This is a genomic window from Caballeronia sp. INML3B, assembly GCF_023631305.1.
Lineage (GTDB): Bacteria > Pseudomonadota > Gammaproteobacteria > Burkholderiales > Burkholderiaceae > Caballeronia > Caballeronia turbans.
Genome location: NZ_JALQDI010000054.1, coordinates 124,398 through 146,033 on the forward strand (window position 1 = coordinate 124,398; position 21,636 = coordinate 146,033).

Below are 21,636 nucleotides of genomic sequence, written 5' to 3' on the forward strand. Positions count from 1 at the left end.
GGCGACATTGCATACAATCGTCTCGTCGATTGCCTGAAACGAGCCCGAAGTGACGCCGACCGAAGTTGTTTTGCATACAACTCTGCCCGAACCGGCGCGTTCGGCGGACGACGTCTACGTCGCCATCAAAGAGGCGCTCGCGGGCGGCCAGTACAGCGCGGGCCAATATCTGCGCGAGGAGCAGCTCGCAAAAAGTCTCGGCGTGAGCCGCACCCCCGTTCGCGAAGCGTTGCGCCGGCTCGATGCGGAAGGCTGGGTCGAAACACGCGCGAACTACGGCGTGCGCGTGAAAGCGTGGACCTTGCAGGACGCGCGCGAAATCTTCGAGGCGCGGCTTCTGATCGAGCCGTATCTCGCCGGGCGCGCGGCGCTTGCAATCGGCGCCGCCGACATCGCGCGCCTGAAAGCGCTCGCCGATGCGATGCTCGACATCACGCAACGTCCGACGACATCCGAATCCTGCGAAGCGTGGTTCGCCGCGAACGGCGAGTTTCACGCGATCATCACGGCCGCCGCGAACAACGCGCGCCTCGATCGCTCGCTCAGGTCGATGAAGGAAACGCCGCTCATCAAATGGACCTTCGACACCTATAACGACGCGGACCGCGAGCGCAGTGCGCGCCAGCATGTCGAAATCGTTCACGCGCTGGAACAGCGCAACGCCGCGTGGGCGGAAGCCATCACGCGCTGCCATATTCTCGCCGCCGAAAAGGCGGTGCTCGACCGCCACGGCCGGGAACATCCAGCGTCCTGAGCCCGAAGCGGTTCGGGTCGCAACAGCATTACAAACAGTCGTTGAATAGTCGCGCGAGCGACACAGGAGACACGACATGCTGAGCACCGATGGCACGATCATAAGCACCGTAAGCGCCGGCCCGCGTCTGGACCGATTACCGATCTCCGGGTTTCACAAGCGCGTGCTTTGGCTCATCGGCGCGGGCATGTTCCTCGATTCGTTCGACATCTATCTCGCGGGCGGCGTGCTCGGTGCATTGGCCAAGACCGGCTGGTCGACGATGCAGCTCAACGCCGCGTTCCTCTCGTCGACGTTCGTCGGCATGCTGATCGGCGCGTTCGCGGCGGGTGTGCTCGGCGACGCCAAAGGCCGCAAGTTCACGTATCAGTTCAATCTCGCGGTGTTCGGACTCGCGTCGATCGCCGGCGCGTTCGCACCGAACATGACGTGGCTCATCGTGTGCCGCTTCTTCATGGGGCTCGGACTGGGCGCGGAAATCGTCGTCGGTTATGGATCGGTCGGCGAATTCATGCCGCCCGCCGTGCGCGGCAAGTGGTCGGCGTATCTGTCGCTCATCACGAACTCGGCGCTCTTTTTCTCGACGTTTCTCGGCTACCTGATCATTCCGACGATCGGCTGGCGCGCGATGTTCGCGATCGTCGGCATCGGCGCGATGATCGTGTGGGTCATTCGCAAGAAGATGCCCGAATCGCCGCGCTGGCTCGAATCGAAAGGCCGCTACGACGAAGCGGAAGCAATCCTGCGCGCCGCCGAAGAAGAGTCTTCGCGCCACGCGCCGCTGCCGCCGATCGACGATGCGCCGCGCACCGTGACGAAAAAAACCACGTTGATCGAGCTTTTCTCGCCTTCGCAGATTCGCCGCATGTTCGTGTCGATCGTCGTGCAGATCGCGGTCAACATGGTGATCTACGGCTTCATCGTCTGGGTGCCGACCTTTCTGATGAAGCAGGGCATCGGCATGGCGTCGTCGCTCGGCTATTCGACGCTCATGTCGCTCGGCGGTCCGGCGGGCGCGCTCGTCGGCGTGCTGATCGCCGACCGGGTCGGGCGCAAGAACGGCCTGATCGCGGTCGCGGCGCTCGCGGCGGTGATCGGCTGGCTTTACGGGCATTCCACCGGCGTCGCGATGGCCACCTTGCTCGGCTTCCTGCTCTTCACGCTCACGTATCTGATGGTCGCGCTCGGCATCGCGACGTACATCCCCGAACTCTTCGCGACCGAGAACCGCATGCGCGCGAACGGCATAGCGGGCTGCGCGGGGCGCGTCACGGGCATCCTTGCGCCGCAGCTCGTCCTCGTCATGTACGCGGCGGGCGGCGTGAAGGACGTGCTGTCGATGATCATCGGCGCGCTCGTCGTGATGGCCGTCGTGCTCGCGGTGTTCGGCATCGAGACGAATCGCCGCTCGCTGGAAGACATCGCGCCTGCGCCCGATGCCGATGGCACGCTCGCCGCGTCGGCGCTTTCGCAAGAATCGCATCGTTGAAACTTTCTGAGGAAACCGTGATGAGCGTTACGCATGAAAACAAGCGTCAGGCATTGAAAGCGCGTTTCGCGCGCAAGGACATCGTCACCGCGCCGGGCATCTTCGACATGATCTCCGCAAAGATGGCCGATTCGATGGGCTTCGATTGCCTCTATATGACGGGGTTCGGCACGGTTGCGTCCTACCTCGGCCTGCCCGACGCGGGGCTCGCGACCTATACCGACATGGTCGATCGCGTCGCGGCTTTTTGCGGCGGCACGAACACGCCGATGATCTGCGACGGCGACACGGGTTATGGCGGCCTGCTCAATGTCGCGCACACGGTGCGCGGTTACGAGCATGCGGGCGCGGCGGGCATTCAACTCGAAGATCAGGAATTCCCGAAGAAGTGCGGGCATACGCCGGGACGGCGCGTCATTGCGATGCAAGACATGGTCCGCAAGATCGAGGTCGCGGTGGAAAGTCGCACCGACAGCAACTTTCAGATCGTCGCGCGAACCGACGCGCGCACGTCGCTCGGACTCGATGAAGCACTGCGTCGCGGCGAGGCGTATGCGAAGGCGGGCGCGGATGTGTTGTTCATCGAATCGCCGGAGACGGTGGAAGAGCTGGAGAAGATCGGGCGCGCGTTCGACATGCCCTTGCTCGTGAATGTCGTCGAAGGCGGACGCACACCCCAACTCGCGCCCGAGGAATTGCAGAAGCTGGGCTTTTCGCTCGCGATTTATCCGGCGTCCGGGTTTCTGGCCGTCGCGAAGGCGCTGAAGGATGTTTACGGCGAAATCCTCGCGCGCAAAGGCACGCAAGGCGCTCTCGGCACGATGTATCCCTTCTCCGAAATGTGCGAGCTGATGGGCTTTCCTGAAGTGTGGGCGTTCGATCGGGCGCACGCGGACTGAGGGAATCGACGGTATCGACCGTCAGGCGACCGCCGCCACGCAGTCGATTTCGATGTCGAATCCTCCCGGCCACGCCGGCACGTTGACAAAGATGCGTGCCGGCGGGTTCGCCCCGAAGAAGCCCCCGTAGACCGCGTTGACGATGGGAAACGCTTGAACCGACGTGCAGTAGACATTGCACTTCAATACCTGATCGAGCGACGAACCCGCGGTTTCGACGCACAACTTCAACTGCTGCAACACCAGTTCGGTCTGACGTTCGATAGTTGCATTCGCAACGACCTCGCCGGTCAGCGGATCGAACGGCGGAAAGCCCGACACATAGACCGTATCGCCGTGGCGCGTGACGGCGGACGTCGGCGCCTTGAATCGTTCGAGCCAGGTCGAAAGCGGTTCGACGCGGATGATTTCGCGAGCCATTGTCATCGTCTCCTTTACGGTGAGGCACTACGCGCGCCCCACGAAAATTTCGTTCAGGTCATTGCCCGCCGCCGCGTCCCTGAAGCCGTCGAACCGGCCATCGGCGAGCCCTTGCGCCGCGCGCATGAACCCGCCCCACGCAGCGCGCGCGAGCCCTCCGCCGACGCTCACGCGCCGCACGCCGAGCGCCGCGACATCGCTCAAGGTGAATTCCGACACGCCGCCGATCAGCAGATTCACCGGCTTCGATCCCGCGGCCTTCACCACGGCCTCGATGTGCTCGCGCGTCTTGATGCCGGGCGCATAGAGGCAGTCCGCGCCGGCATCGGCGTACGCTTTGAGACGCGCGATCGCGTCGTCGATATCGGGCTTGCCTGCGAAAAAATTCTCCGCGCGGCCGACGAGCAAGGTGTCGCCGCCGGTTTCGTCGATGGCACGCCGCGCCGCTTTCATGCGCGCCACGGCGACATCGACCGGAAACAGGGGCGCCGATGCATCGCTCGTCGAATCCTCGATCGACAAGCCCGCGACACCCGTCGCCACCGCGAGCTTCACGCTCTGCGCGACGTCATCCGGCGTCGCGCCGAAGCCGCTTTCGAAATCCGCGTTCACCGGGAGATCGGTCGCGTCGACGATCTCGCGCAAATGCGCGAGCACCGCGTCGCGCGTCACGTGATTGTCCGCGTGGCCCTTCGACCATGCGAAGCCCGAACTCGTCGTCGCGAGCGCCTTGAAGCCGAGCGTTTCGAGATAGCGCGCGGAACCGACGTCCCAGGGATTCGGCAGCATGAAGCAACCAGATTCGTGCAGCGCGCGAAAGGCGGCGCGTTTTGCGGCGACGGTGCGGGGCATGGCGGGTCTCCTTTGGGAAATCGAGTCAGAACGAAAAACGATACGCCTTCGCGCGAAACCGCGCTGATCACTAAGTCTCTCTTAAGCAAGCACCCACTACGCTTGAGCCTTCCCTTTCCGTAAGACACGACATGGAACACACGAAGCATGCGCTCGCCAAGGTTCCGGAGCTGACCCTGGCGTTCTGGGCCATCAAAATCGCGGCGACGACGCTCGGCGAAACGGGCGGCGACGCGCTCTCGATGTCCATGAATCTCGGCTATCTGATGAGCACGTTCATCTTCGCGGCCGTTTTCGGCATCGCGGTGATCGCGCAGATCAAGGCGGACCGGTTTCAGCCAGCGCTCTACTGGATCACGATCATCGCGACGACGACGGTCGGCACCACGCTCGCCGACTTCGCCGACCGCTCGCTCGGCCTCGGCTATGCGGGCGGCAGCGCGATCCTGCTCGCGCTGCTGCTTGCATCGCTCGCGGTGTGGCATCGCACGATGGGCTCGGTCTCGGTCTCGACCATCGCATCGCCGAAAGCCGAAGCGTTCTACTGGGTGACGATCATGTTCTCGCAGACACTCGGCACCGCACTCGGCGACTGGACCGCCGACAGCGCGGGCTTCGGCTACACCGGCGCCGCGATGATCTTCGGTGGCCTGTTGCTGCTGATCGTGCTCCTGTATTTCTTCACACAGATGTCGCGCACCGTGTTGTTCTGGAGCGCCTTCATTCTGACGCGGCCGCTCGGCGCCGTGGTCGGCGATTTTCTCGACAAGCCGATCGCGAACGGCGGACTGGCGATGAGCCGCTATGGCGCGTCGATCGCGCTCGTGATGTTCATCATCGTGTGCGGCCTTCTGTTCAGGCAACGGCCCGCGCGCGTGGCGCATTGAGACAGCCGGCAAAGAAAAACGGCGGTCCCGAAGGACCGCCGCGTCTTGCGACTCTAAATGGCGCTGCCGCTTACTTCTTCTTCAGATCGAAGCGATCGAGATTCATCACCTTCGTCCAGGCCGCGACGAAGTCATTGACGAACTTCTCCTGCGCGTCGCTGCTCGCATAGACTTCGGCGAGCGCACGCAACACCGAATGCGAACCGAAGATCAGATCGACGCGGCTGCCGGTCCACTTCCGCTCACCCGTCTTGCGATCGCGCCCTTCGAACACGTCGCGGCGCGACGACAGCGGTTGCCATTCCGTGTCCATGTCGAGCAGATTGACGAAGAAGTCGTTGGTGAGCGTTTCGGGCTTGTCGGTAAGGATGCCTTGCGCGCTCTTTCCGTACGACACGTTCAGCGCGCGCAGGCCGCCGACGAGCGCCGTCATCTCCGGAGCGGTCAGCGTCAGCAATTGCGCCTTGTCGATCAGCAGCGACTCGACGGGCACGCGCACGTTGCCCTTGACGTAGTTGCGAAAGCCATCGGCGACCGGTTCGAGCGCCGAAACCGAAAGCACGTCCGTCTTGTCCTGCGTCGCGTCCATGCGGCCCGGCGTGAACGGCACCGTGACCTTCTGGCCGGCTTTCTCCGCCGCCTTTTCGATCGCCGCGCCGCCCGCAAGCACGATCAGGTCGGCTATCGAAATCTTCTTGCCGCCGGATTGCGCGCCGTTGAACTCTTTCTGGATGCCCTCGAGCGTCGAGAGCACCTTGCCGAGTTGCTCGGGGTCGTTCGCTTCCCAGTCTTTTTGCGGCGCGAGGCGAATGCGCGCGCCGTTCGCGCCGCCGCGCTTGTCCGAGCCGCGGAACGTCGATGCCGATGCCCAGGCCACCGAAACCAGCTCGGAAATCGACAGCCCCGACGCCAGCACTTTCTGCTTCAGCGCCGCGACATCCTGTTCCTCGACGAGCGGATGATCGACTTCCGGGATCGGGTCCTGCCACAGCAGTTCTTCCTGCGGCACTTCCGGCCCCAGATAGCGCGCTTTCGGACCCATGTCGCGGTGCGTCAGCTTGAACCACGCGCGGGCGAAGGCGTCGGCGAACTGGTCGGGATTCTCCCAGAAGCGCTTTGAAATCTTCGCGTATTCCGGATCGAACCGTAGCGACAGGTCCGTCGTCAGCATGGTCGGCTTGATCTTCTGCGACGCATCGTGGGCGTGCGGGACAGTTTCGCCCGCATCCTTCGCGACCCACTGATTCGCGCCCGCCGGACTCTTGGTCAGTTCCCATTCGTGACCGAAAAGGCTCTCCCAGAAGCCGCTGCCCCACTTCGTCGGGGTCGTGGTCCAGGTGACTTCGAGGCCGCTCGTGATCGTATCCGCGCCCTTCCCCGAGCCGTAGCTGCTCTTCCAGCCGAGGCCCATGTTTTCCAGATCCGCGGATTCCGGTTCGGGACCGACGTTATCGGCCGGACCCGCGCCATGTGTCTTGCCGAAGGTGTGCCCGCCCGCGATCAGCGCGACGGTTTCCTCGTCGTTCATCGCCATGCGTGAGAACGTCTCGCGGATGTCATGCGCCGCCGCGAGTGGATCGGGGTTGCCGTCCGGGCCTTCCGGGTTGACATAGATGAGACCCATCTGCACCGCGCCGAGCGGATTCTCCAGATGGCGGCCGCCCTCGGTGCGGCTGACTTCTTCGCCATGCTTCTCGACGTCGGCGGTGATCACGCCCTGATCTTCGTCGTTGCCCGCCGCGCCCTTGCCGTAGCGGACATCGCCGCCGAGCCAGGTCTTTTCATTACCCCAGTAGACGTCCTGATCGGGCTCCCATGTATCCTCGCGTCCGCCCGCGAAGCCGAAGGTCTTGAAGCCCATCGTTTCCAGCGCGACGTTGCCGGCCAGAATCATCAAATCGGCCCAGGAAAGCTTCTGGCCATACTTCTGCTTGACCGGCCAGAGCAGCCGGCGGGCCTTGTCGAGGCTCACGTTGTCGGGCCAGCTGTTGAGCGGCGCGAAACGTTGCTGGCCGCGCCCGCCGCCTCCCCGACCATCGCCGATGCGGTAGGTGCCGGCGCTGTGCCACGCCATGCGGATGAAAAGCGGGCCGTAATGACCGAAGTCGGCAGGCCACCAGTCCTTCGAATCGGTCATGACCGCCGCGAGGTCTTGTTTGACCGCGGCGAGATCGAGGCTTTTGAAAGCCTCGGCGTAGTCGAAGTCCGTGCCGAGCGGATTCGACTTGCTGGAATGCTGACTCAACAGATCTACCCGTAGTTGCCGCGGCCACCAGTCACGGTTGGTCGTACCGGTGCCGGCGGCATGTGTAAACGGGCACTTCGATTCGTTCGACATGCGTTATCTCCTTGCGAGGACGTACCCATTAGTTCTTTTACTACTCACCAACAAGGCGTCGGATTCGTATTTCCCGTGCTGCGCGGACCCGATCCGACAAGGGATTTCGCTGCGTGCATCGGGCGACGCGCGAATCGTCCGACAGCTTTCCTCAAATTAGAAAATACGTGAGACCGACGTTCAATAGAAGGCGATTTTTGCAATGCCGCTGATAGGTGACGGCTATAGGCAGAGAGCATTTTTCGATGTGCTGTCGCATGCTGCAATGCACGATAACCCGCGATGCCTCCACGTGAGATAAGCGCAGCCAGACGCAGTTCCGCACGGATGTTCAGTCTATCAGCGTCGTAAAAGCTTGGCAGGCGGCGTGCGCGAGGGCCTTCCTCGGCTCATCATGACGAAGAGCGGGCAAAACGTGAAGCCTTCCGCAGAGGTTTCCGTCGTACCCCTTACCATTCTGGATGCTTCCCTGTGCGCTATCGGGAAGCAAGCGTTCAGCTCCAGTCGTCCATATCGTGCCTGATGCTGTGCCGATTCGCGATGAGTTCCTCCACGCTCGGCTCGTTGTTCATCGCACGCTGAATGGCGAGTTTCGTCGCTTCGTAGTTCGTGCGATACATGTCCTTCTTGTCAAGGTTCGCGTCCGTCGCGCAGCGCGGATCGATCCACACGAGGCTGATGATGCACAGTTCGTTGGCCTGATCCTTCGGCAGGATGCCTTCGATCAGGCAATCGACCACGGCGTCGGCGGTGGCGGACTGCACCACGCCGCCGAAGAGGTCGATGTTCGCCATGTCCTTCAGCGTAACCTTGGGGACGATCATCGTTGCGGGGCGGACCATCTGATTGCACGCGCGGATCGCGAACATGGCCGTATGCCCTTTCGATTGCGCCATCATGTTGGCGAACGCGTGGCCGACAGGCCCGTCGACACGGCCGATCAGGATCTCCGGCATCGCATCGGTCGCCTGTCCCGGTGCGGCCAACACGGTTGCTTCGCCTGCGCGAAACGTCAAATCGAGACTCATGTGCATTCTCCTTGGCAAGCTGAACGATGGTTCGATAAACCGAAAGGACACGCACACGCAAGGACGATGCCATCACCGCCGATTCGGCCGCCGCGACCCGCCCGGCGACAGACTGCTCTTCCCGCGTGACACAGTGACAGGCAGCGTTACCGCGATATTGCCTCTGCGCGACACGATGGCTAATGAATAATCGTGCTTTCGTAGCCCGTTATTAATGGCGTTGTGGAGAATCCAGTAGAGTATCGTGTGCAGGGCGACGACTATTCAGACAATAGAATGCCCTTGAATATCCATCGGACAGTGCTAACAATAGCCAATGACCTGATGCCCGCATGCGACTTAGCACGTAGAATCCTCTGGCACTTGTCGTTCTCCTGAAAATTCCAGAAGTGAGGGCTACACATACATGCAAGCACCGCCCAAGATCAGTGTCCTGCTGCCTGTGTACAAGGTTGAGCCGTACATCGAAGAGTGCCTCGACTCGCTCCTGGCACAGACTTCAACCGACTTCGAGATCATCGCCGTCGACGACAGCAGTCCTGACAGATCCGGCGAAATGACTTCCCGCATTCTGGAGAAGCAAAACAGAATTCCGTGGAAGCTCATCAAGAATCTCGAGAACAAAGGGCTTGCCGAAACCCGCAAGATCGCGGCGATGGCCGCGCGCGGCGAATACGTTCTGTGCGTGGACAGCGATGACCATGTTCATCACGACCTGATTCGCAAGGTGATCGACGAAGCCGATACGCACCATGCAGACGTCGTGGTCTTCGCTGCCGAAAACATCGCGCCGGATGGCAAAGTCAATTACCGTGTCGAAACGGGCGACGCCGTCATCACCGGCGTACAGGCGGTCGAGAAGATTCTCGATCTTTCCTTACAGGCTTATTGCTTCAACAAGCTCGTGCGCCGATCGATCTTCTTATCGGTCGAACATCCGACCGGACTGATCTACGAAGATATCTGCGTGTCGGTCCAGACACTCGGCAAGTCCAGAGTCGTGCGTCTGTGTCCCGACACGTTATATGCGTACATGTATCGCGAATCGGGAATTTCGACCCGCTTCAATCCGAAGATCGTGGATCTTTTTGCGATCATCGACCGGGTGGAAAGAAGCACCGCGTCGATGCCGATACCCAATTACCGGCGCCTGCTTTTTCGGCTGAAATATATCTACGCTTACCGGACGATCGCGTTTCAGGCGGCGATCAAGGCGCCGACCTATCGACTCGCAAAGCCGATTCTTTTCAGCGTTTCAGACAGGCTTCGTCTCGCGCATCTGCTCGGCATGTGTTCGGATCACAGGCCGAAGCTCTCTATCGTAATGGCGATGCTGAAAATCCATCCGTGGATTTTCTACTGCTTCGTCCGTCGTTTCGGGCGAAGGTAACCTGCACAGCATCGGGCCTATCCGTTATGCTGCGCTGTCATTGTTCAGCGCTGCGCAACCGGAACCGATGCTTACTCTTTCCCCACGCGACACCGCGATGCTCGACGGCGATCTCGGCGATGGCCTCGCACTCGCGATGCGCATCGTCGCGGCGACGGCGCGCGTCATGGACGCCGATACGCTCATCGACATCTCGTCCGCGCATATCGACGGCTGCCTCTATCACGGCGCGGCGAGCCTCGATTTCGTCGAGCGTTTCGTCGCGAGCGGCGCGAAGGTCGCCGTGCCGACCACGCTCAACGTCGGCTCGCTCGATCTCATCCATCCGGAGCTGTTTCGAGGCGATGCCAGTATCGCGAGCGCGGGCGCGCGGCTCATGCAGGCGCATATCGAACTCGGCTGCGAAGCGAGCTTCACGTGCGCGCCCTATCAACTGAAGCATCGTCCGAAGCTGGGCGATCAGATCGCGTGGGCCGAATCGAACGCGATCGTCTTCGCCAATTCCGTGCTCGGTGCGCGCACGAGCCGCTATGGCGATTTCCTCGATCTCGCCGCCGCCATCACCGGCCGCGTGCCGAACGCGGGCCTGCACGTCACGGCGAATCGCGCGGCGCGCATCGTGATCGCGGCGCCCGATCTGCGTGTGTCGCCGCATCGCGACGCGGATTTTGCGGCGCTCGGTTTCCTGCTCGGCGGCGAGGTCGGCGCGACGGTCGCTGCCATCACCGGCCTGCCCGCCGACACCACCGAAGACGAACTGAAAGCGCTCGGCGCGGCGGCGGCATCGAGCGGATCGGTGGCGCTCTTTCATGCAGTCGGCATCACGCCGGAGGCCGCCACGCTCGATGCCGCGCTTCAGGGACACGCGCCCGAGCGAACGATCGCGGTCAGCGCGTCGGATCTTCATGCCGTGCGCAAGCGCTGGAGCCGGGCGAAGCCGGGCGACGCGCTCGCGGCCATCGCGCTCGGCACGCCGCACTTTTCCGTCGATGAATTCCGCACGCTCGCGTCACTCCTCGATCGGCATGAAGGCGCGCCGCGCTGCGATATCTATGTGAACACCAGCCGCTTCGTGCTCTGGCAACTCGAAGAAGAAGGCATTGCGCAGAGGCTCACGGAGCGCGGCGTGCAGATCGTCGTCGATACCTGCACGTACATCACGCCGGTGATGAAGCAAGTGAGCGGTCTCGTGATGACCAACTCGGGCAAGTGGGCGCATTACGCGCCGGCGAACATCGGCGTGACGGTCGCATTCGGCAGCATGAGCGAATGCGTGCGATCGGCGTTCGAAGGAAAGGTATGCATCGATGAAAACGTTTGAGGCCGTCACACTCGTTCCAGGCCACGCGCGCGCCGCTGGCATCGCGCTGCCGCCGCTCAGCTTCTGGGGCGGTTACGACGCCGAACGCGGCGTGATCGTCGATGCCACGCATGCCGGTCACGGCCGGAGTCTCGCGTCGCGCATACTCGTGATGCCGCGCGCGCGCGGATCGAGTTCGAGCAGCAGCGTGCTCGCCGAAGCGTTGCGCAACGGCACCGGGCCAGCGGGCATTGTGCTCACGGAGCGCGATCTCATTCTGTCGATAGGCGCGATCGTCGCGAACGAACTATATGCGGCGGACGTGCCGGTCGTAATGGTCGATGAAACCGCGTTCACGCTAATCGCGAACGCCGATGCTCACATCGAAATCGATGCACGCGATGCGACGCGGCCCGCGAACGTGCGCCTCATCGCGCCATGATCGTCTGAACCACCGCGATGATTTGCTGCGCCGCCGTCTTCACGTGCTGTTCGAGCAGCTTCGCGCCGAGCTTCGCATCGCGCTTTTTGCATGCATCGATCAGGTTCATGTGCTCTTCGTGCGACTGTTCGCGGATCGGCACCTGCACGACCTGAAAGCGGAAATAGCGGTCGCTGCGATCGTGCAGCCCGCGCAGCATCTGCAATGTGATCTCGCGCCGCGCCGGCAAATAAAGCGTTTCGTGCAGGCGCCAGTTCAGTTGACCCCATACGCCCGAATCCGCGTGATCCATTTCGCTGACGAGCTTCTCGGCTTTCGCGATCTCGGCATCGGTGATATGCGGAATCGCCTGGGAGAAGAGCCAGGGCTCCAGCCGCAGGCGAATTTCGAACGTCTCCTGCACTTCTTCTATCGACAACTCCGCGACATACGCGCCCTTGTGCGGCACCTTCGTCAACAGGCCTTCGCCGGTCAGCCGCGTGATCGCCTCGCGAATCGGCACGCGGCTCACGCCGAGTTCGTCGGCAAGCGCTTCCTGGCGCAGCACTTCGCCCGGCGCGAGATCGCCGGAGAGAATGCGTTGGCGGATCGCCGTGGTGACGAGTTCGACCGTCGTCGTGCGCACGATCTTGTGCGTGGAATCGCCCGCGTTCGATGTGTCCGCGCGGCGGGAATGTGTGGCGACCGGAGGCATGTGCTTCTTTAGCGCTTGTTCGTATGAGTGCGGCATCGTAGCATGCACGGAAGGGCGCTTCTGCACGGTACGCATCGCCTTTGGTAACGCGAGTTCATAGCAGATTCTCCCGCACCCACGCGCCGTTCTTCATCACGCCCGCGATGCGCTCGCCCTGTCCCGTGAGCACGCGAATATCCTTCAGCGGATCGCCATCGACGACGAGCAAATCCGCATAAGCACCCGCCGCGACGATGCCGAGCCTGCCCTTCATGTTCACGATCTCCGCGCCGAACGCCGTCGCCTGACGAATGGCCTCGAACGCACCGACGATATCCGCGCGTATCGAAAGCTCGTCGCTTTGATATTGATGCATGTCGCCGAGCAGATCGGTGCCGAGGCCCATCTTCACGCCGCGCGCATGCAGCATCGCGAGCGCTTCGAGGCCGCGCTTGCGCACCGACTCGTTCTTGTCGAGCGTGTCTCTCGCGAGGCCCATCTGTGCGCCGACTTTCGACATCGCGTCATAGGTGACGAGCGTCGGCACCGCGTATGCGCCGTGTTCGGCCATCACGCGCGCGGTGTCGTCATCGATCAGATTGCCGTGCTCGATCGTGCGCACGCCGAGTTTCACCACGCGCGCAATCGCCTTCGCCGTATAGGCGTGCGCCATCACGTAGGTCTGATGCGATTCGGCTTCCTCGACGGCGGCCTTCACTTCATCGACGGAGAATTGCAGGTTGCCGATCGGATCGGTCGGCGAAGCCACGCCGCCCGACGCCATGATCTTGATGTGATGCGCGCCCGCGCGCATCTCCTCGCGCACGGCACGGCGCATTTCATCGACGCCATCGACCACGCGCCCGATCGCGCCCATGTTGCGATTGCAGCCGCACGGGTCCGGGTCCGAGTTGTCGAAGCGCTCGCGGAAATCGCCGTGCCCGCCGGTCTGCGAGAGCGCCTTGCCCGCGACGAACAAACGCGGCCCCGCGATGATGCCATCTTCGATCGCACGCGACAGCGCATAGTCCGCGCCGCCCGCATCGCGCACGGTCGTGAAGCCGCGATGAAGCATGCCCGCGAGAATCGGCACCGCGCGCAGCACGGCGAACGTATTCGGCAATCGGCTGTTGTTGCCCAGATGCGCGACCGATGCGATCACATGCACATGGCAATCGATCATGCCGGGCATCACCGTCTTCCCGCCGACATCGATCACCTGCGCGCCGCTCGCCTCGACCGGCTCGCGCGTGACATCGCGAATCGTGTCGCCGTCGATCACGATCGAATAGCGGCCGTCGTCGCGCTCGTGATCGGCGTCGAGCACGCGGGCGTTTTTCAGAATCAGCATGACTTGATCTCTCCCGTTTATTTCAGCAGGAATCCGTGCGCGAGCGGATCGCGGTCATCGACGAAAATCGTGTTATGACCGGTCACGCGCGCCCAGCCTTCTATGCCCGGCACGATGGCATCGTATTCGCCGACGCGCGCCGCTTCCATCGGCACGCCTTCGAACAAGGTGCCGATGATGCTCTCATGCACGAAGCGCTCACCGATCTTCAACTGCCCCTTCGCGACACGCTGCGCCATGCGCGCCGAGGTGCCCGTGCCGCACGGCGAACGATCGATGGCCTTGTCGCCGTAGAACACGGCGTTGCGCGCGCTCGCGCCTTCGACTGTCGGCTCGCCTGTCCACATGACGTGACTGAGGCCGCGTATCGCGTCGTTGTCCGGATGCACGAACGTGTACTTCTCGTTCGCCTTCTGGCGCAGCACGGGACTTACGCGCTGAATGTCGGAAGGCTTCAGCGCCTGCAAGCCGTCGTAGTTGCGCTGCGGCTCGACGATCGCATAGAAGTTGCCGCCATAGGCGACATCGAAACAAATCTCGCCCAGACCTTCGACTTCGACGGACAAGTCCCGCGAATGCAGATACGACGGCACGTTGACGAGCTGTACAGAATCCACATGCTCGCCGTTCATCCGATAACGCGCGACGACGACACCCGCGGGCGTATCGAGCCGCAACACACCGGGCTCGCGTGGTCGCACGAGTCCGTGCTCGATGGCCGTCGTCACGGTGCCGATGGTGCCGTGGCCGCACATCGGCAGGCAGCCGCTCACTTCGATGAAGAGAATCGCGAGATCGCAATCGGGACGCGTCGGCGGATAGAGGATGCTGCCGGACATGACTTCGTGGCCGCGCGGCTCGAACATGAGCGCGGTGCGAATCCAGTCGAATTCGCGCAGGAAATGCGCGCGGCGCTCGATCATGTTCGCGCCTTCGAGCGGGGGCGCGCCTCCCGCGACGACGCGCACCGGATTGCCGCAGGTGTGTCCGTCGATGCAGAAGAACGTGGATTTCATCGGGCGAGCGCCTTTACACTGGCGATCGCCTTCTCGACGATCTCGATGGTCCGCCGCCGCTCTTCGCCTTCGAGCATCAGGCGCGGCGCCTTCACGTACTCCGGGTAACCCGCCGTGATGTTTTCCGCGAGCTTGATGTATTGCACGAGCTTCACGTGCGTGTCGAGATGGAACAGGTCGATCAAGGCGCGATAGAGCGCGCGCGCCTTGTCGTACTCGCCATTGACCGCGTAGTTCAGCAAGTCCACGGATTCCCTTGGCATCGCGTTCGCCATGCCCGACACCCAGCCCTTCACGCCGAGCGCGACGGATTCGACGATCAGGTCGTCCACGCCGCAGAACACGACGAAGCGCTCGCCGAAGCGCGCATAGAGGTCGGTGACGCGCGTCGTGTCGTAGGTCTCTTCCTTGATCGCGACGACGTTCGGCTCATCGGCGAGTTGCGCGAGCAGGTCGGGACGCATGTCGACGCCATAGCCACGCGGATTGTTGTAGATCATCAGACCGAGCTTCGTCGAGCGCGCAATCGACCGATAATATTCGACGGTTTCGCGATCGTCCGAGCGATACGTGAGACCCGGAAACACCATCAGGCCTTGCACGCCGATCGCTTCCGCGTCCTTCGCGAATTGCGTCGCGTTGGCCGTATTCAGTTCCGCGAGACCGGAGATGACAGGCACGCGCCCCTTCACCGTTTCGACGGCGATCTTCAGCACCGTGCGCTTTTCCTCGGGCGTGAGTTGGGCGTTCTCGCCGACCATGCCCATCATCACGACGCCGCCGACGCCGTTGTCGATCAGACGGTTCAGGCCGCTCACGATGGCATCGCGGTCGAGCGAGCCGTCCTGTTTGAGCTTCGTCGTGACGGCGGGAAATACGCCTTTCCAGTTCACTTGCATGTCTGATTCCTCCGTTGGATTCTCAGTGGTCGAAACGCGCGATCGAATACGGGCGAAGCGGCACGCGCGGCGTGCGGCCCGCGAGCACATCGGCGACGAGCGCGGCGGTCGTCGCCGATTGCGTCAGGCCGAGATGCCCGTGACCGAATGCATGGACGACCGACGGCATGCGCGGCGATGCGCCGATCACCGGCAGCGAATCCGGCGTCGCGGGGCGATTGCCCATCCATTTCGCGGCGCCCGTATCGTCGATGCCGGGAATGAAGCGCTTGCCGAGCGTGAGCAATGCATCGCTGCGGCGATAGTTCGGCGGCGCAGCGGTGCCCGCGAACTCCGCCGCGCCGCCGATGCGCAGACCGACGTCGAGCGGGGCCGCGACGAACTTGCGCTCCGCGAAGATCACTTCACGCGTCGGCCCGACGCCGTGGTTCGGCAGCGTCGCGTTATAGCCGCGCTCGCTTTCGAGCAGGACGCTATCGCCGATGGACTTCGCGAGCGCCGCCGACCACGCGCCCGCCGCGATCACGATGCGTCGTCCTTTCACGCGGTTGCCGTCCGCCAGCAACACCGAATCCGGTGATTCGATCGCGCGCGCGACGCCCGTCACGAAGCGCGCGCCGAGCGCCCGCACGCGCTCCCGTAGGAGCGTGACGATGCGGCGCGGATCGCCGATATGCGACCAGTCGTCGAGAAACACGCCGTGTCTGAACACCGGCGCGAGCGACGGTTCACATTCGCGCACCTGCTGCGCGTCCAGCGCGCGCCAGCGCACGCCGAGTTCACGCTTCAACGCCCATTCCGCCTGATCGGCGGCGAAGGCTTCGTCGGTTTCATAGACCGTCAGCGCGCCGCGGCGATAATGCATCGCGCTCGCGCCGATATCGTCGAACATCGGCACGATGTCGTCGTAGACGCGGTTGTTCAACAACGCGAGCGCATGGGATATCGCCTGATAGCGGTCCGGCTCGCTTGCGCGGCGAAATGCCATGAACCACGGCAGCGCCTTCGGCAGATGCCTCCAGTCGAGCGCGAGCGGCCCGAGCGGGTCCATCAGCCATGTCGCGATCTTCGTGAACATGCCGTTCACGGCGATCGGCGTGCTCTCCGTCACCGCGATGCCGCCCGCGTTGCCATGCGATGCGCGATCGCCTTCGAAATCCCGGTCGATCACGGTCACGCGCGCGCCGTCGCGCAACGCGGCCCATGCACAGGCCAGCCCGACGATGCCCGCGCCGATCACGACGACATCCGCCATTTCTTCGTCTGTCGTCCTCATATCCCCACGCGCGATTTGATCAGCTTGTCGTCGACGGCTTCGCACCATGTATCCGCGAGCGTGAAGCCCGTCTGGAAGCGATCGGTCGGATCGACGCCGACTTGCGAAATCGCGGTGATCCACGCCTGCCCCGCCACGACCGGCACGACCGCGGGAACGTCGCCCAGGCGCGTGACCGAATCGATGCGGCTTTCGAAGACCGACCCGATGATCGACTCGTGCAAAAAGGTTTCGCCCACGTCGATCAGCCCTTTCGCGTGCATCACCGCGAGCCGCGCGGAGGTGCCGGTGCCGCACGGCGAACGGTCGCAGCGGCCCGGCGACACGATCACCGTGTTGCGCGATTTCAGCACGCCGTTCTCGCGCGAGAGCGGGCCGACGAACTCGGTCATCGTGATGCCCTTGATGAGCGGATTCAACGGATGCGGCGAAGGCAACTGCGCCGCCGCCGCGGCCTTGATGATCTGCCCGAGTTCGCACAGTTCGCGCGCTTCGTCGGGCGCGATGCGAAAGCCGAGCTTTTCGGCATCGACGAACACGTACGTCATGCCGCCATAGCCGACATCGACGCTCAGGCTGCCGACGCCTTCCACCTCGATCGTCCTGTCGAGATGATTGGCGAACGCGGGCTGATTCGTGAACTCGACCTTCGTGACCTTGCCGTTCGCGCACGCGCAGCGCAAATGAATGAGCCCGGCCGGCGCTTCGAGCACGAGCTCGGTGACGGGCTCGACCATCGGCAGGATGCCGGTTTCGAGCAGCACCGTGGCGACGCACATCGTGTTCGAGCCCGACATCGCCGGATACTCGGTCGATTCCGCGATCACGTAACCCATTTGCGCGCGCGGGTCGGTTGCGGGCAGCAGGAAGTTCACGGTCTGATTCGCCGACCCGCGCGGCTCGAAGATACAGATACGGCGCAGGTCGTCGCGCACTTCTTCCAGATGCATCATCTTGTCGAACATGGTCGCGCCGGGCACGTCGAAAACGCCGCCCGTCACCACGTTGCCGACTTCGCCTTCGGCATGGCAGTTCACCACTGTAAGCGTCCGGTTCCAGCGCATGTTTATTGCAGCGGCGCGTGCGCCGTCTCCTTGATGGTGACGACCGTGATCGTCGAAAGCAGCGCGGCGAGCATCACGAAATACGCGGGCGACAGCGGCGAGCCGGTCGCCTTGATGAGCGCGATGGAGATCATCGGCGCGAAACCGCCGAACACCGCGTTGGCGATGCCGTAGCCGATCGACATCCACGTCGTGCGGATCTTTGTAGGAAAGAGTTCCGACAACACCGCCGGCCCGACGCCCGAAAAGATGCCGATGATCACGCCGCCCAACACCTGCACCGCGCCGACGATCGCCGCCGATTTGTATTCGAGCATCAGATGGAAGATCGGATACGGCAGTATGAGAAACGCGATGCAGCCGATCGTATAGATGGGCTTGCGTCCGAAGCGGTCCGAAGCCGCGCCCCAGAACGGAATGGATGCCGTCATCACGATCAGGCCCGCCGTGTTGAGCCAGAGCGCCGTCGACGAATGGATGCCGACGTACTTCGTCGTGAAAGAAGGCAGGTAGTTGAGCAGGACATAGAGCGAGACCGTCCACACGATCACGAGTCCGCAAGCCTGCAGGCCGAGCAGCGCGGGTGCGCGGCCTTTCGTCTTGGGTGCTTCGTCGCTTGCGCTCTGGTAGACCGGCGTCTCTTCGCTGCGTTTGCGGATGATCCAGCCGATCGGCCCGATCACGATCGCACCGACGATGAACGGCACGCGCCAGCCCCAGTCGAGCAGCGCTTCTGGGCTGAGCAGTGTCGTCATGAGCGCGGCCGCGCCCGAACCGAGCAGCATTCCGCCGAGCGTGCTGCATTGCTGGAAGCTGCCATACAAGCCGCGCTTGCTCGGCGGCGCCCATTCGACGAGAAACGCGACCGCGTTGCCCAGTTCGCCGCCGACGGAAATCCCCTGCAGCATGCGTGCAGCGACGAGCAGAATCGGCGCCATGATGCCGATGGACGCATACGTCGGCAGCAGCGCCATGAAGAGCGTGGCGGCGGCCATCAGCGGCATGACGAAGGTAAGCGTCCACTTGCGGCCTTTCTTGTCGCCGAGCCAGCCGAAGATGATCGCGCCGAGCGGACGCGCGGCGAAGCCCAAGCCGAACGCGCCGAAAGTGCCGAGCATCGCGGCGAAGTCGTCGCCGGTGGGAAACATCACTTTGGCGATGACGGTCGCGAGGAACGCGTATGTGCCGAAATCGAACCACTCGAGGATATTGCCCACGACAGCGGCGGTCACCGCGCGGCTGGATCTGGATGAAGCCCGGGGGCTGTCGCCCGCGGTGTACGGGTTCGCAACGGCGTTGACGCGGTCGGTCATGGGAGTGTCCCTCGGTCGCTTGGGGTGCGGGTCCGGGGATTGTGCGCCTATGTCAAAATTGAATCAAGGATTTTGGATCCAAAATTGAGCACGAATGGCTGGCTACTTGCGCTCCAGTTCTATTCCCGTGGGCGCGTCAACTATTGGCCCTCAAAATACAACTGTCGCGATCCGAGTTTCGTAAGCCCGCGCAGTCATCTCAAGTTGAACCGGAGCCTGGACTCGAAGTAGACGAAGAACCGCCCTCGAGGCTCATCACGAGAAAAGGCCTCGAAACTTTCGAGGCCTGCGGATTCTTCTATCTAATGAATCGCTGCGTCTTAGCGTGAAACGAACACAAACGGAGCGATGCCGCCGTATCCCGCGCCGCTGCTGAACGATTTCAGCCCGAGATCGATGCTCTTGTAGCTACCGTCGGCCTGCGGCTGCAACTGGCTGACGGACCACGTCCCGTTCCTTTCGAAGAGAATGGATTTGGTTCTGGGTTCGTATTGCAGATAACCCAACAGGTTGGACGCCGCCATCAGGCTCGTCTTGTTCCCGCTCGTCACGTCGTAGAGAATGATCGGACTCGGACCCGTGTAGTTATCGTCGCCGAAAAGGATCTGCTGGTTGCTGATCGCCGCGAGGAACTTCGGCTTCTTTTCCGGCAGATCGGCCAGCACGCGCATGTTACCGCTCGTCAGATCGAGTTCCGTCAGACTGCCGTCGCCGGTGTACGACGTGAAGCTGAGGAAGTAAGCTTTCTTCGCGTCTGGCGTAACCGCGAACTGATCCCTGATCGTGCTCGATGCAGAGCCGACCGGATAGGCACGCGCGATCGAAGCGCTGGCCGTGTCGATGCGAAGGATCTGCAGCTTCGTACCGGGCGCGTTTGTCAGTGCATAGATGCTATTGGCGTCGTCCTTGGCCGTCGCTACCTTGATCAGGCTATAGCCTTCCGGCAGCACGATGTTCTTCATCAGTTGCCCCGAGTCCGTGTCGACGACGCTGATCCTGTTCTTGTTCGACACGTAAACCTGATTGCCTTCGTAAGCGGGTTGCAGGTTATAACCGGTAAAGGTCGTCAGCAGCGGAGCGATGGGCACGACCCGAATGATCGTGTTGGTCGCGGTGTCGATGGTCGCCAGATCGATCGACGTCGAGCTTCTCTCCAGAAGCACATGCAGGCGTTTGCCATCGGCGCTCGCGAACATCTGATCGACTTGCTTGTAGTCCTCCGTCAGCGACAGGTCGATCGAGGCCTTCACTTCACGCGTTGAGAAATCGTATGCGGTCACTTGGGCGGGAGCCTGGGCGCGCGTCAACGTGTAGATGGTTTCCTTGGGTCGGGGCGGGCCATAGAATCTCTGAACCATCTCGATGTCGGTGGCGCTAAGTTTGCCGTCGCCGTTCCACTTCGGATTGCAATAGTTCATGATCGAGGCAAGATCCCATTCGCCGACCATCGTGTCGCCTTGATTGCCCTGTGCAGGCTCGATGCATGACGACGGCGTATCCAGCCGATTCTGTTCATGCGCAAAACCCAGCGCGTGACCGAATTCGTGCGCAGCGATCCGGCGAATGCAATACTCCTTGCGCCCTTGGCAACTTGGGCTCCAGTTATTGAAGGTGAAATTCAGCGCCATTCCGCCCCGGGCATTGTTCAGCCTCGCGCCCAAATTCCATGTATGCGGCGCGCTCCCGGCAATGTCCTCGACTGAAATCCGAATTCCGTAGTAATTCGGTTCGTTCGCGCACTGCTGCCAACCGCTGAATTCGACGCCGGAGTGCTGTTCCCAAGTCTCTTCGACCGCGGAACGACTCCAGTTGCGCTCCGCGGAATACCGCGCGAAATCCGCGTCGTTCAAATCCCAGCAAACACCGATGGGCACTCGATCCCAAATAACGGTCGACAAGGCATAGCCCTTTCCCGTGGCCCTATCCTGCGCCGCCGATTGTTCGACCGAAGCCCTGCCCGTTGAGCCAAGCGCGTCGTTGCCGCCGTCACTTCCGCCGCAACCACTAATCAGTATTCCTGCCAATAGAGCGAGCAGTACCCCTCGTAACCCTTTCATCTTTATTCTCCGTTATAGATACGCCATGCGTTCTCACGCACAGGTCGGAGAAGTATATTTTCATCATGTAATCAAATTGGAATGTACATTACATAATTTTTCCAAATTCTTTGGATCGTCGTGTCAATGCGAGCTTGGTCGCTTCTTCGCAATCGTTTGATAGGCGAGCGCCGCGCAGAAGGCAAGCC

19 protein-coding genes are annotated in these 21,636 nt (G+C 62.4%); 7 read left to right on the plus strand and 12 right to left on the minus strand.

Annotated elements, in window-relative coordinates:
- Nucleotides 1-70 precede the first annotated feature (70 nt).
- The 3 genes from NCS58_RS24695 to NCS58_RS24705 all read left to right on the plus strand — a co-directional run bounded on the left by NCS58_RS24695 (nucleotide 71) and on the right by NCS58_RS24705 (nucleotide 3,142).
- Nucleotides 71-754, plus strand: a complete 684-nt coding sequence (locus tag NCS58_RS24695; protein WP_284502384.1) for a GntR family transcriptional regulator — start codon at nucleotides 71-73, stop codon at nucleotides 752-754.
- Nucleotides 755-830: 76 nt separating this feature from the next.
- Complete coding sequence (locus NCS58_RS24700; RefSeq protein WP_250477740.1) at nucleotides 831-2,243, plus strand: MFS transporter; 1,413 nt, start codon at nucleotides 831-833, stop codon at nucleotides 2,241-2,243.
- A 20-nt stretch (nucleotides 2,244-2,263) separates the two neighbouring features.
- Nucleotides 2,264-3,142, plus strand: coding sequence for an oxaloacetate decarboxylase (locus NCS58_RS24705; RefSeq protein ID WP_061119204.1), 879 nt, complete (start codon nucleotides 2,264-2,266; stop codon nucleotides 3,140-3,142).
- A 21-nt stretch (nucleotides 3,143-3,163) separates the two neighbouring features.
- Here the strand turns inward: NCS58_RS24705 and NCS58_RS24710 are convergent, their stop codons facing one another.
- A complete protein-coding gene (locus tag NCS58_RS24710; protein ID WP_061119269.1) occupies nucleotides 3,164-3,562 on the minus strand; it encodes a RidA family protein in 399 nt (132 codons plus the stop codon).
- A 27-nt stretch (nucleotides 3,563-3,589) separates the two neighbouring features.
- Nucleotides 3,590-4,414 (minus strand): oxaloacetate decarboxylase, encoded by an 825-nt coding sequence (locus tag NCS58_RS24715; protein ID WP_061119205.1) that lies wholly within the window; start codon nucleotides 4,412-4,414, stop codon nucleotides 3,590-3,592.
- 131 nt (nucleotides 4,415-4,545) lie between these two features.
- Here NCS58_RS24715 and NCS58_RS24720 point away from each other — a divergent pair, with 131 nt between their 5' ends.
- Nucleotides 4,546-5,301 (plus strand): hypothetical protein, encoded by a 756-nt coding sequence (locus NCS58_RS24720; RefSeq protein WP_061119206.1) that lies wholly within the window; start codon nucleotides 4,546-4,548, stop codon nucleotides 5,299-5,301.
- A gap of 70 nt (nucleotides 5,302-5,371) precedes the next feature.
- Here NCS58_RS24720 and katG read toward each other — a convergent pair whose 3' ends face one another.
- Both katG and fae read right to left on the minus strand, forming a co-directional pair.
- Nucleotides 5,372-7,639 (minus strand): catalase/peroxidase HPI, encoded by a 2,268-nt coding sequence (gene katG / locus NCS58_RS24725; protein WP_061119207.1) that lies wholly within the window; start codon nucleotides 7,637-7,639, stop codon nucleotides 5,372-5,374.
- A gap of 494 nt (nucleotides 7,640-8,133) precedes the next feature.
- Nucleotides 8,134-8,667: a formaldehyde-activating enzyme gene (fae, locus tag NCS58_RS24730; protein ID WP_061119270.1), complete on the minus strand. Its 534-nt coding sequence runs from the start codon at nucleotides 8,665-8,667 to the stop codon at nucleotides 8,134-8,136.
- A gap of 406 nt (nucleotides 8,668-9,073) precedes the next feature.
- Between fae and NCS58_RS24735 the strand changes: the two genes are divergently transcribed.
- The 3 genes from NCS58_RS24735 to NCS58_RS24745 all read left to right on the plus strand — a co-directional run bounded on the left by NCS58_RS24735 (nucleotide 9,074) and on the right by NCS58_RS24745 (nucleotide 11,799).
- On the plus strand, nucleotides 9,074-10,057 hold the full coding sequence (locus tag NCS58_RS24735; protein WP_061119208.1) for a glycosyltransferase family 2 protein: 984 nt from the start codon (nucleotides 9,074-9,076) through the stop codon (nucleotides 10,055-10,057).
- A gap of 67 nt (nucleotides 10,058-10,124) precedes the next feature.
- The gene (locus NCS58_RS24740; protein WP_061119209.1) at nucleotides 10,125-11,378 is read left to right on the plus strand and encodes an aconitase X catalytic domain-containing protein; all 1,254 of its coding nucleotides are present in this window, start codon (nucleotides 10,125-10,127) and stop codon (nucleotides 11,376-11,378) included.
- Nucleotides 11,365-11,799, plus strand: coding sequence for an aconitase X swivel domain-containing protein (locus NCS58_RS24745; RefSeq protein WP_061119210.1), 435 nt, complete (start codon nucleotides 11,365-11,367; stop codon nucleotides 11,797-11,799). Before NCS58_RS24740 ends, NCS58_RS24745 begins: the two co-directional genes overlap by 14 nt.
- Here the strand turns inward: NCS58_RS24745 and NCS58_RS24750 are convergent.
- The 8 genes from NCS58_RS24750 to NCS58_RS24785 form a co-directional block, all read right to left on the minus strand.
- Nucleotides 11,786-12,493: a GntR family transcriptional regulator gene (locus tag NCS58_RS24750; RefSeq protein WP_061119271.1), complete on the minus strand. Its 708-nt coding sequence runs from the start codon at nucleotides 12,491-12,493 to the stop codon at nucleotides 11,786-11,788. The genes NCS58_RS24745 and NCS58_RS24750 overlap by 14 nt on opposite strands.
- A gap of 94 nt (nucleotides 12,494-12,587) precedes the next feature.
- A complete protein-coding gene (locus NCS58_RS24755) occupies nucleotides 12,588-13,823 on the minus strand; it encodes an amidohydrolase family protein (protein ID WP_061119211.1) in 1,236 nt (411 codons plus the stop codon).
- 17 nt (nucleotides 13,824-13,840) lie between these two features.
- Nucleotides 13,841-14,839, minus strand: a complete 999-nt coding sequence (locus NCS58_RS24760) for a 4-hydroxyproline epimerase (protein ID WP_250538900.1) — start codon at nucleotides 14,837-14,839, stop codon at nucleotides 13,841-13,843.
- Complete coding sequence (locus NCS58_RS24765; RefSeq protein ID WP_061119213.1) at nucleotides 14,836-15,738, minus strand: dihydrodipicolinate synthase family protein; 903 nt, start codon at nucleotides 15,736-15,738, stop codon at nucleotides 14,836-14,838. The genes NCS58_RS24760 and NCS58_RS24765 overlap by 4 nt, the downstream gene beginning before the upstream one ends.
- Nucleotides 15,739-15,760: 22 nt before the next feature.
- Nucleotides 15,761-17,014 (minus strand): FAD-binding oxidoreductase, encoded by a 1,254-nt coding sequence (locus NCS58_RS24770; protein WP_250477741.1) that lies wholly within the window; start codon nucleotides 17,012-17,014, stop codon nucleotides 15,761-15,763.
- A complete protein-coding gene (locus tag NCS58_RS24775) occupies nucleotides 17,011-18,078 on the minus strand; it encodes a proline racemase family protein (protein WP_061119215.1) in 1,068 nt (355 codons plus the stop codon). Before NCS58_RS24775 ends, NCS58_RS24770 begins: the two co-directional genes overlap by 4 nt.
- Nucleotides 18,079-18,080: 2 nt before the next feature.
- Nucleotides 18,081-19,391 (minus strand): MFS transporter, encoded by a 1,311-nt coding sequence (locus NCS58_RS24780; protein ID WP_061119216.1) that lies wholly within the window; start codon nucleotides 19,389-19,391, stop codon nucleotides 18,081-18,083.
- A 320-nt stretch (nucleotides 19,392-19,711) separates the two neighbouring features.
- Nucleotides 19,712-21,448: an ATPase gene (locus tag NCS58_RS24785; protein WP_250477742.1), complete on the minus strand. Its 1,737-nt coding sequence runs from the start codon at nucleotides 21,446-21,448 to the stop codon at nucleotides 19,712-19,714.
- Nucleotides 21,449-21,636 lie beyond the last annotated feature (188 nt).

Excerpts from the sequence above, each read along its gene's own strand:
- NCS58_RS24700 (WP_250477740.1), top strand. The coding sequence starts at position 831 with ATGCTGAGCACCGATGGCACGATCATAAGCACCGTAAGCGCCGGCCCG.
- NCS58_RS24705 (WP_061119204.1), top strand. The coding sequence starts at position 2,264 with ATGAGCGTTACGCATGAAAACAAGCGTCAGGCATTGAAAGCGCGTTTC.
- NCS58_RS24710 (WP_061119269.1), bottom strand. The coding sequence starts at position 3,562 with ATGGCTCGCGAAATCATCCGCGTCGAACCGCTTTCGACCTGGCTCGAA.
- NCS58_RS24715 (WP_061119205.1), bottom strand. The coding sequence starts at position 4,414 with ATGCCCCGCACCGTCGCCGCAAAACGCGCCGCCTTTCGCGCGCTGCAC.
- NCS58_RS24720 (WP_061119206.1), top strand. The coding sequence starts at position 4,546 with ATGGAACACACGAAGCATGCGCTCGCCAAGGTTCCGGAGCTGACCCTG.
- katG (WP_061119207.1), bottom strand. The coding sequence starts at position 7,639 with ATGTCGAACGAATCGAAGTGCCCGTTTACACATGCCGCCGGCACCGGT.
- fae (WP_061119270.1), bottom strand. The coding sequence starts at position 8,667 with ATGAGTCTCGATTTGACGTTTCGCGCAGGCGAAGCAACCGTGTTGGCC.
- NCS58_RS24735 (WP_061119208.1), top strand. The coding sequence starts at position 9,074 with ATGCAAGCACCGCCCAAGATCAGTGTCCTGCTGCCTGTGTACAAGGTT.
- NCS58_RS24740 (WP_061119209.1), top strand. The coding sequence starts at position 10,125 with ATGCTTACTCTTTCCCCACGCGACACCGCGATGCTCGACGGCGATCTC.
- NCS58_RS24745 (WP_061119210.1), top strand. The coding sequence starts at position 11,365 with ATGAAAACGTTTGAGGCCGTCACACTCGTTCCAGGCCACGCGCGCGCC.
- NCS58_RS24750 (WP_061119271.1), bottom strand. The coding sequence starts at position 12,493 with ATGCCTCCGGTCGCCACACATTCCCGCCGCGCGGACACATCGAACGCG.
- NCS58_RS24755 (WP_061119211.1), bottom strand. The coding sequence starts at position 13,823 with ATGCTGATTCTGAAAAACGCCCGCGTGCTCGACGCCGATCACGAGCGC.
- NCS58_RS24760 (WP_250538900.1), bottom strand. The coding sequence starts at position 14,839 with ATGAAATCCACGTTCTTCTGCATCGACGGACACACCTGCGGCAATCCG.
- NCS58_RS24765 (WP_061119213.1), bottom strand. The coding sequence starts at position 15,738 with ATGCAAGTGAACTGGAAAGGCGTATTTCCCGCCGTCACGACGAAGCTC.
- NCS58_RS24770 (WP_250477741.1), bottom strand. The coding sequence starts at position 17,014 with ATGAGGACGACAGACGAAGAAATGGCGGATGTCGTCGTGATCGGCGCG.
- NCS58_RS24775 (WP_061119215.1), bottom strand. The coding sequence starts at position 18,078 with ATGCGCTGGAACCGGACGCTTACAGTGGTGAACTGCCATGCCGAAGGC.
- NCS58_RS24780 (WP_061119216.1), bottom strand. The coding sequence starts at position 19,391 with ATGACCGACCGCGTCAACGCCGTTGCGAACCCGTACACCGCGGGCGAC.
- NCS58_RS24785 (WP_250477742.1), bottom strand. The coding sequence starts at position 21,448 with ATGAAAGGGTTACGAGGGGTACTGCTCGCTCTATTGGCAGGAATACTG.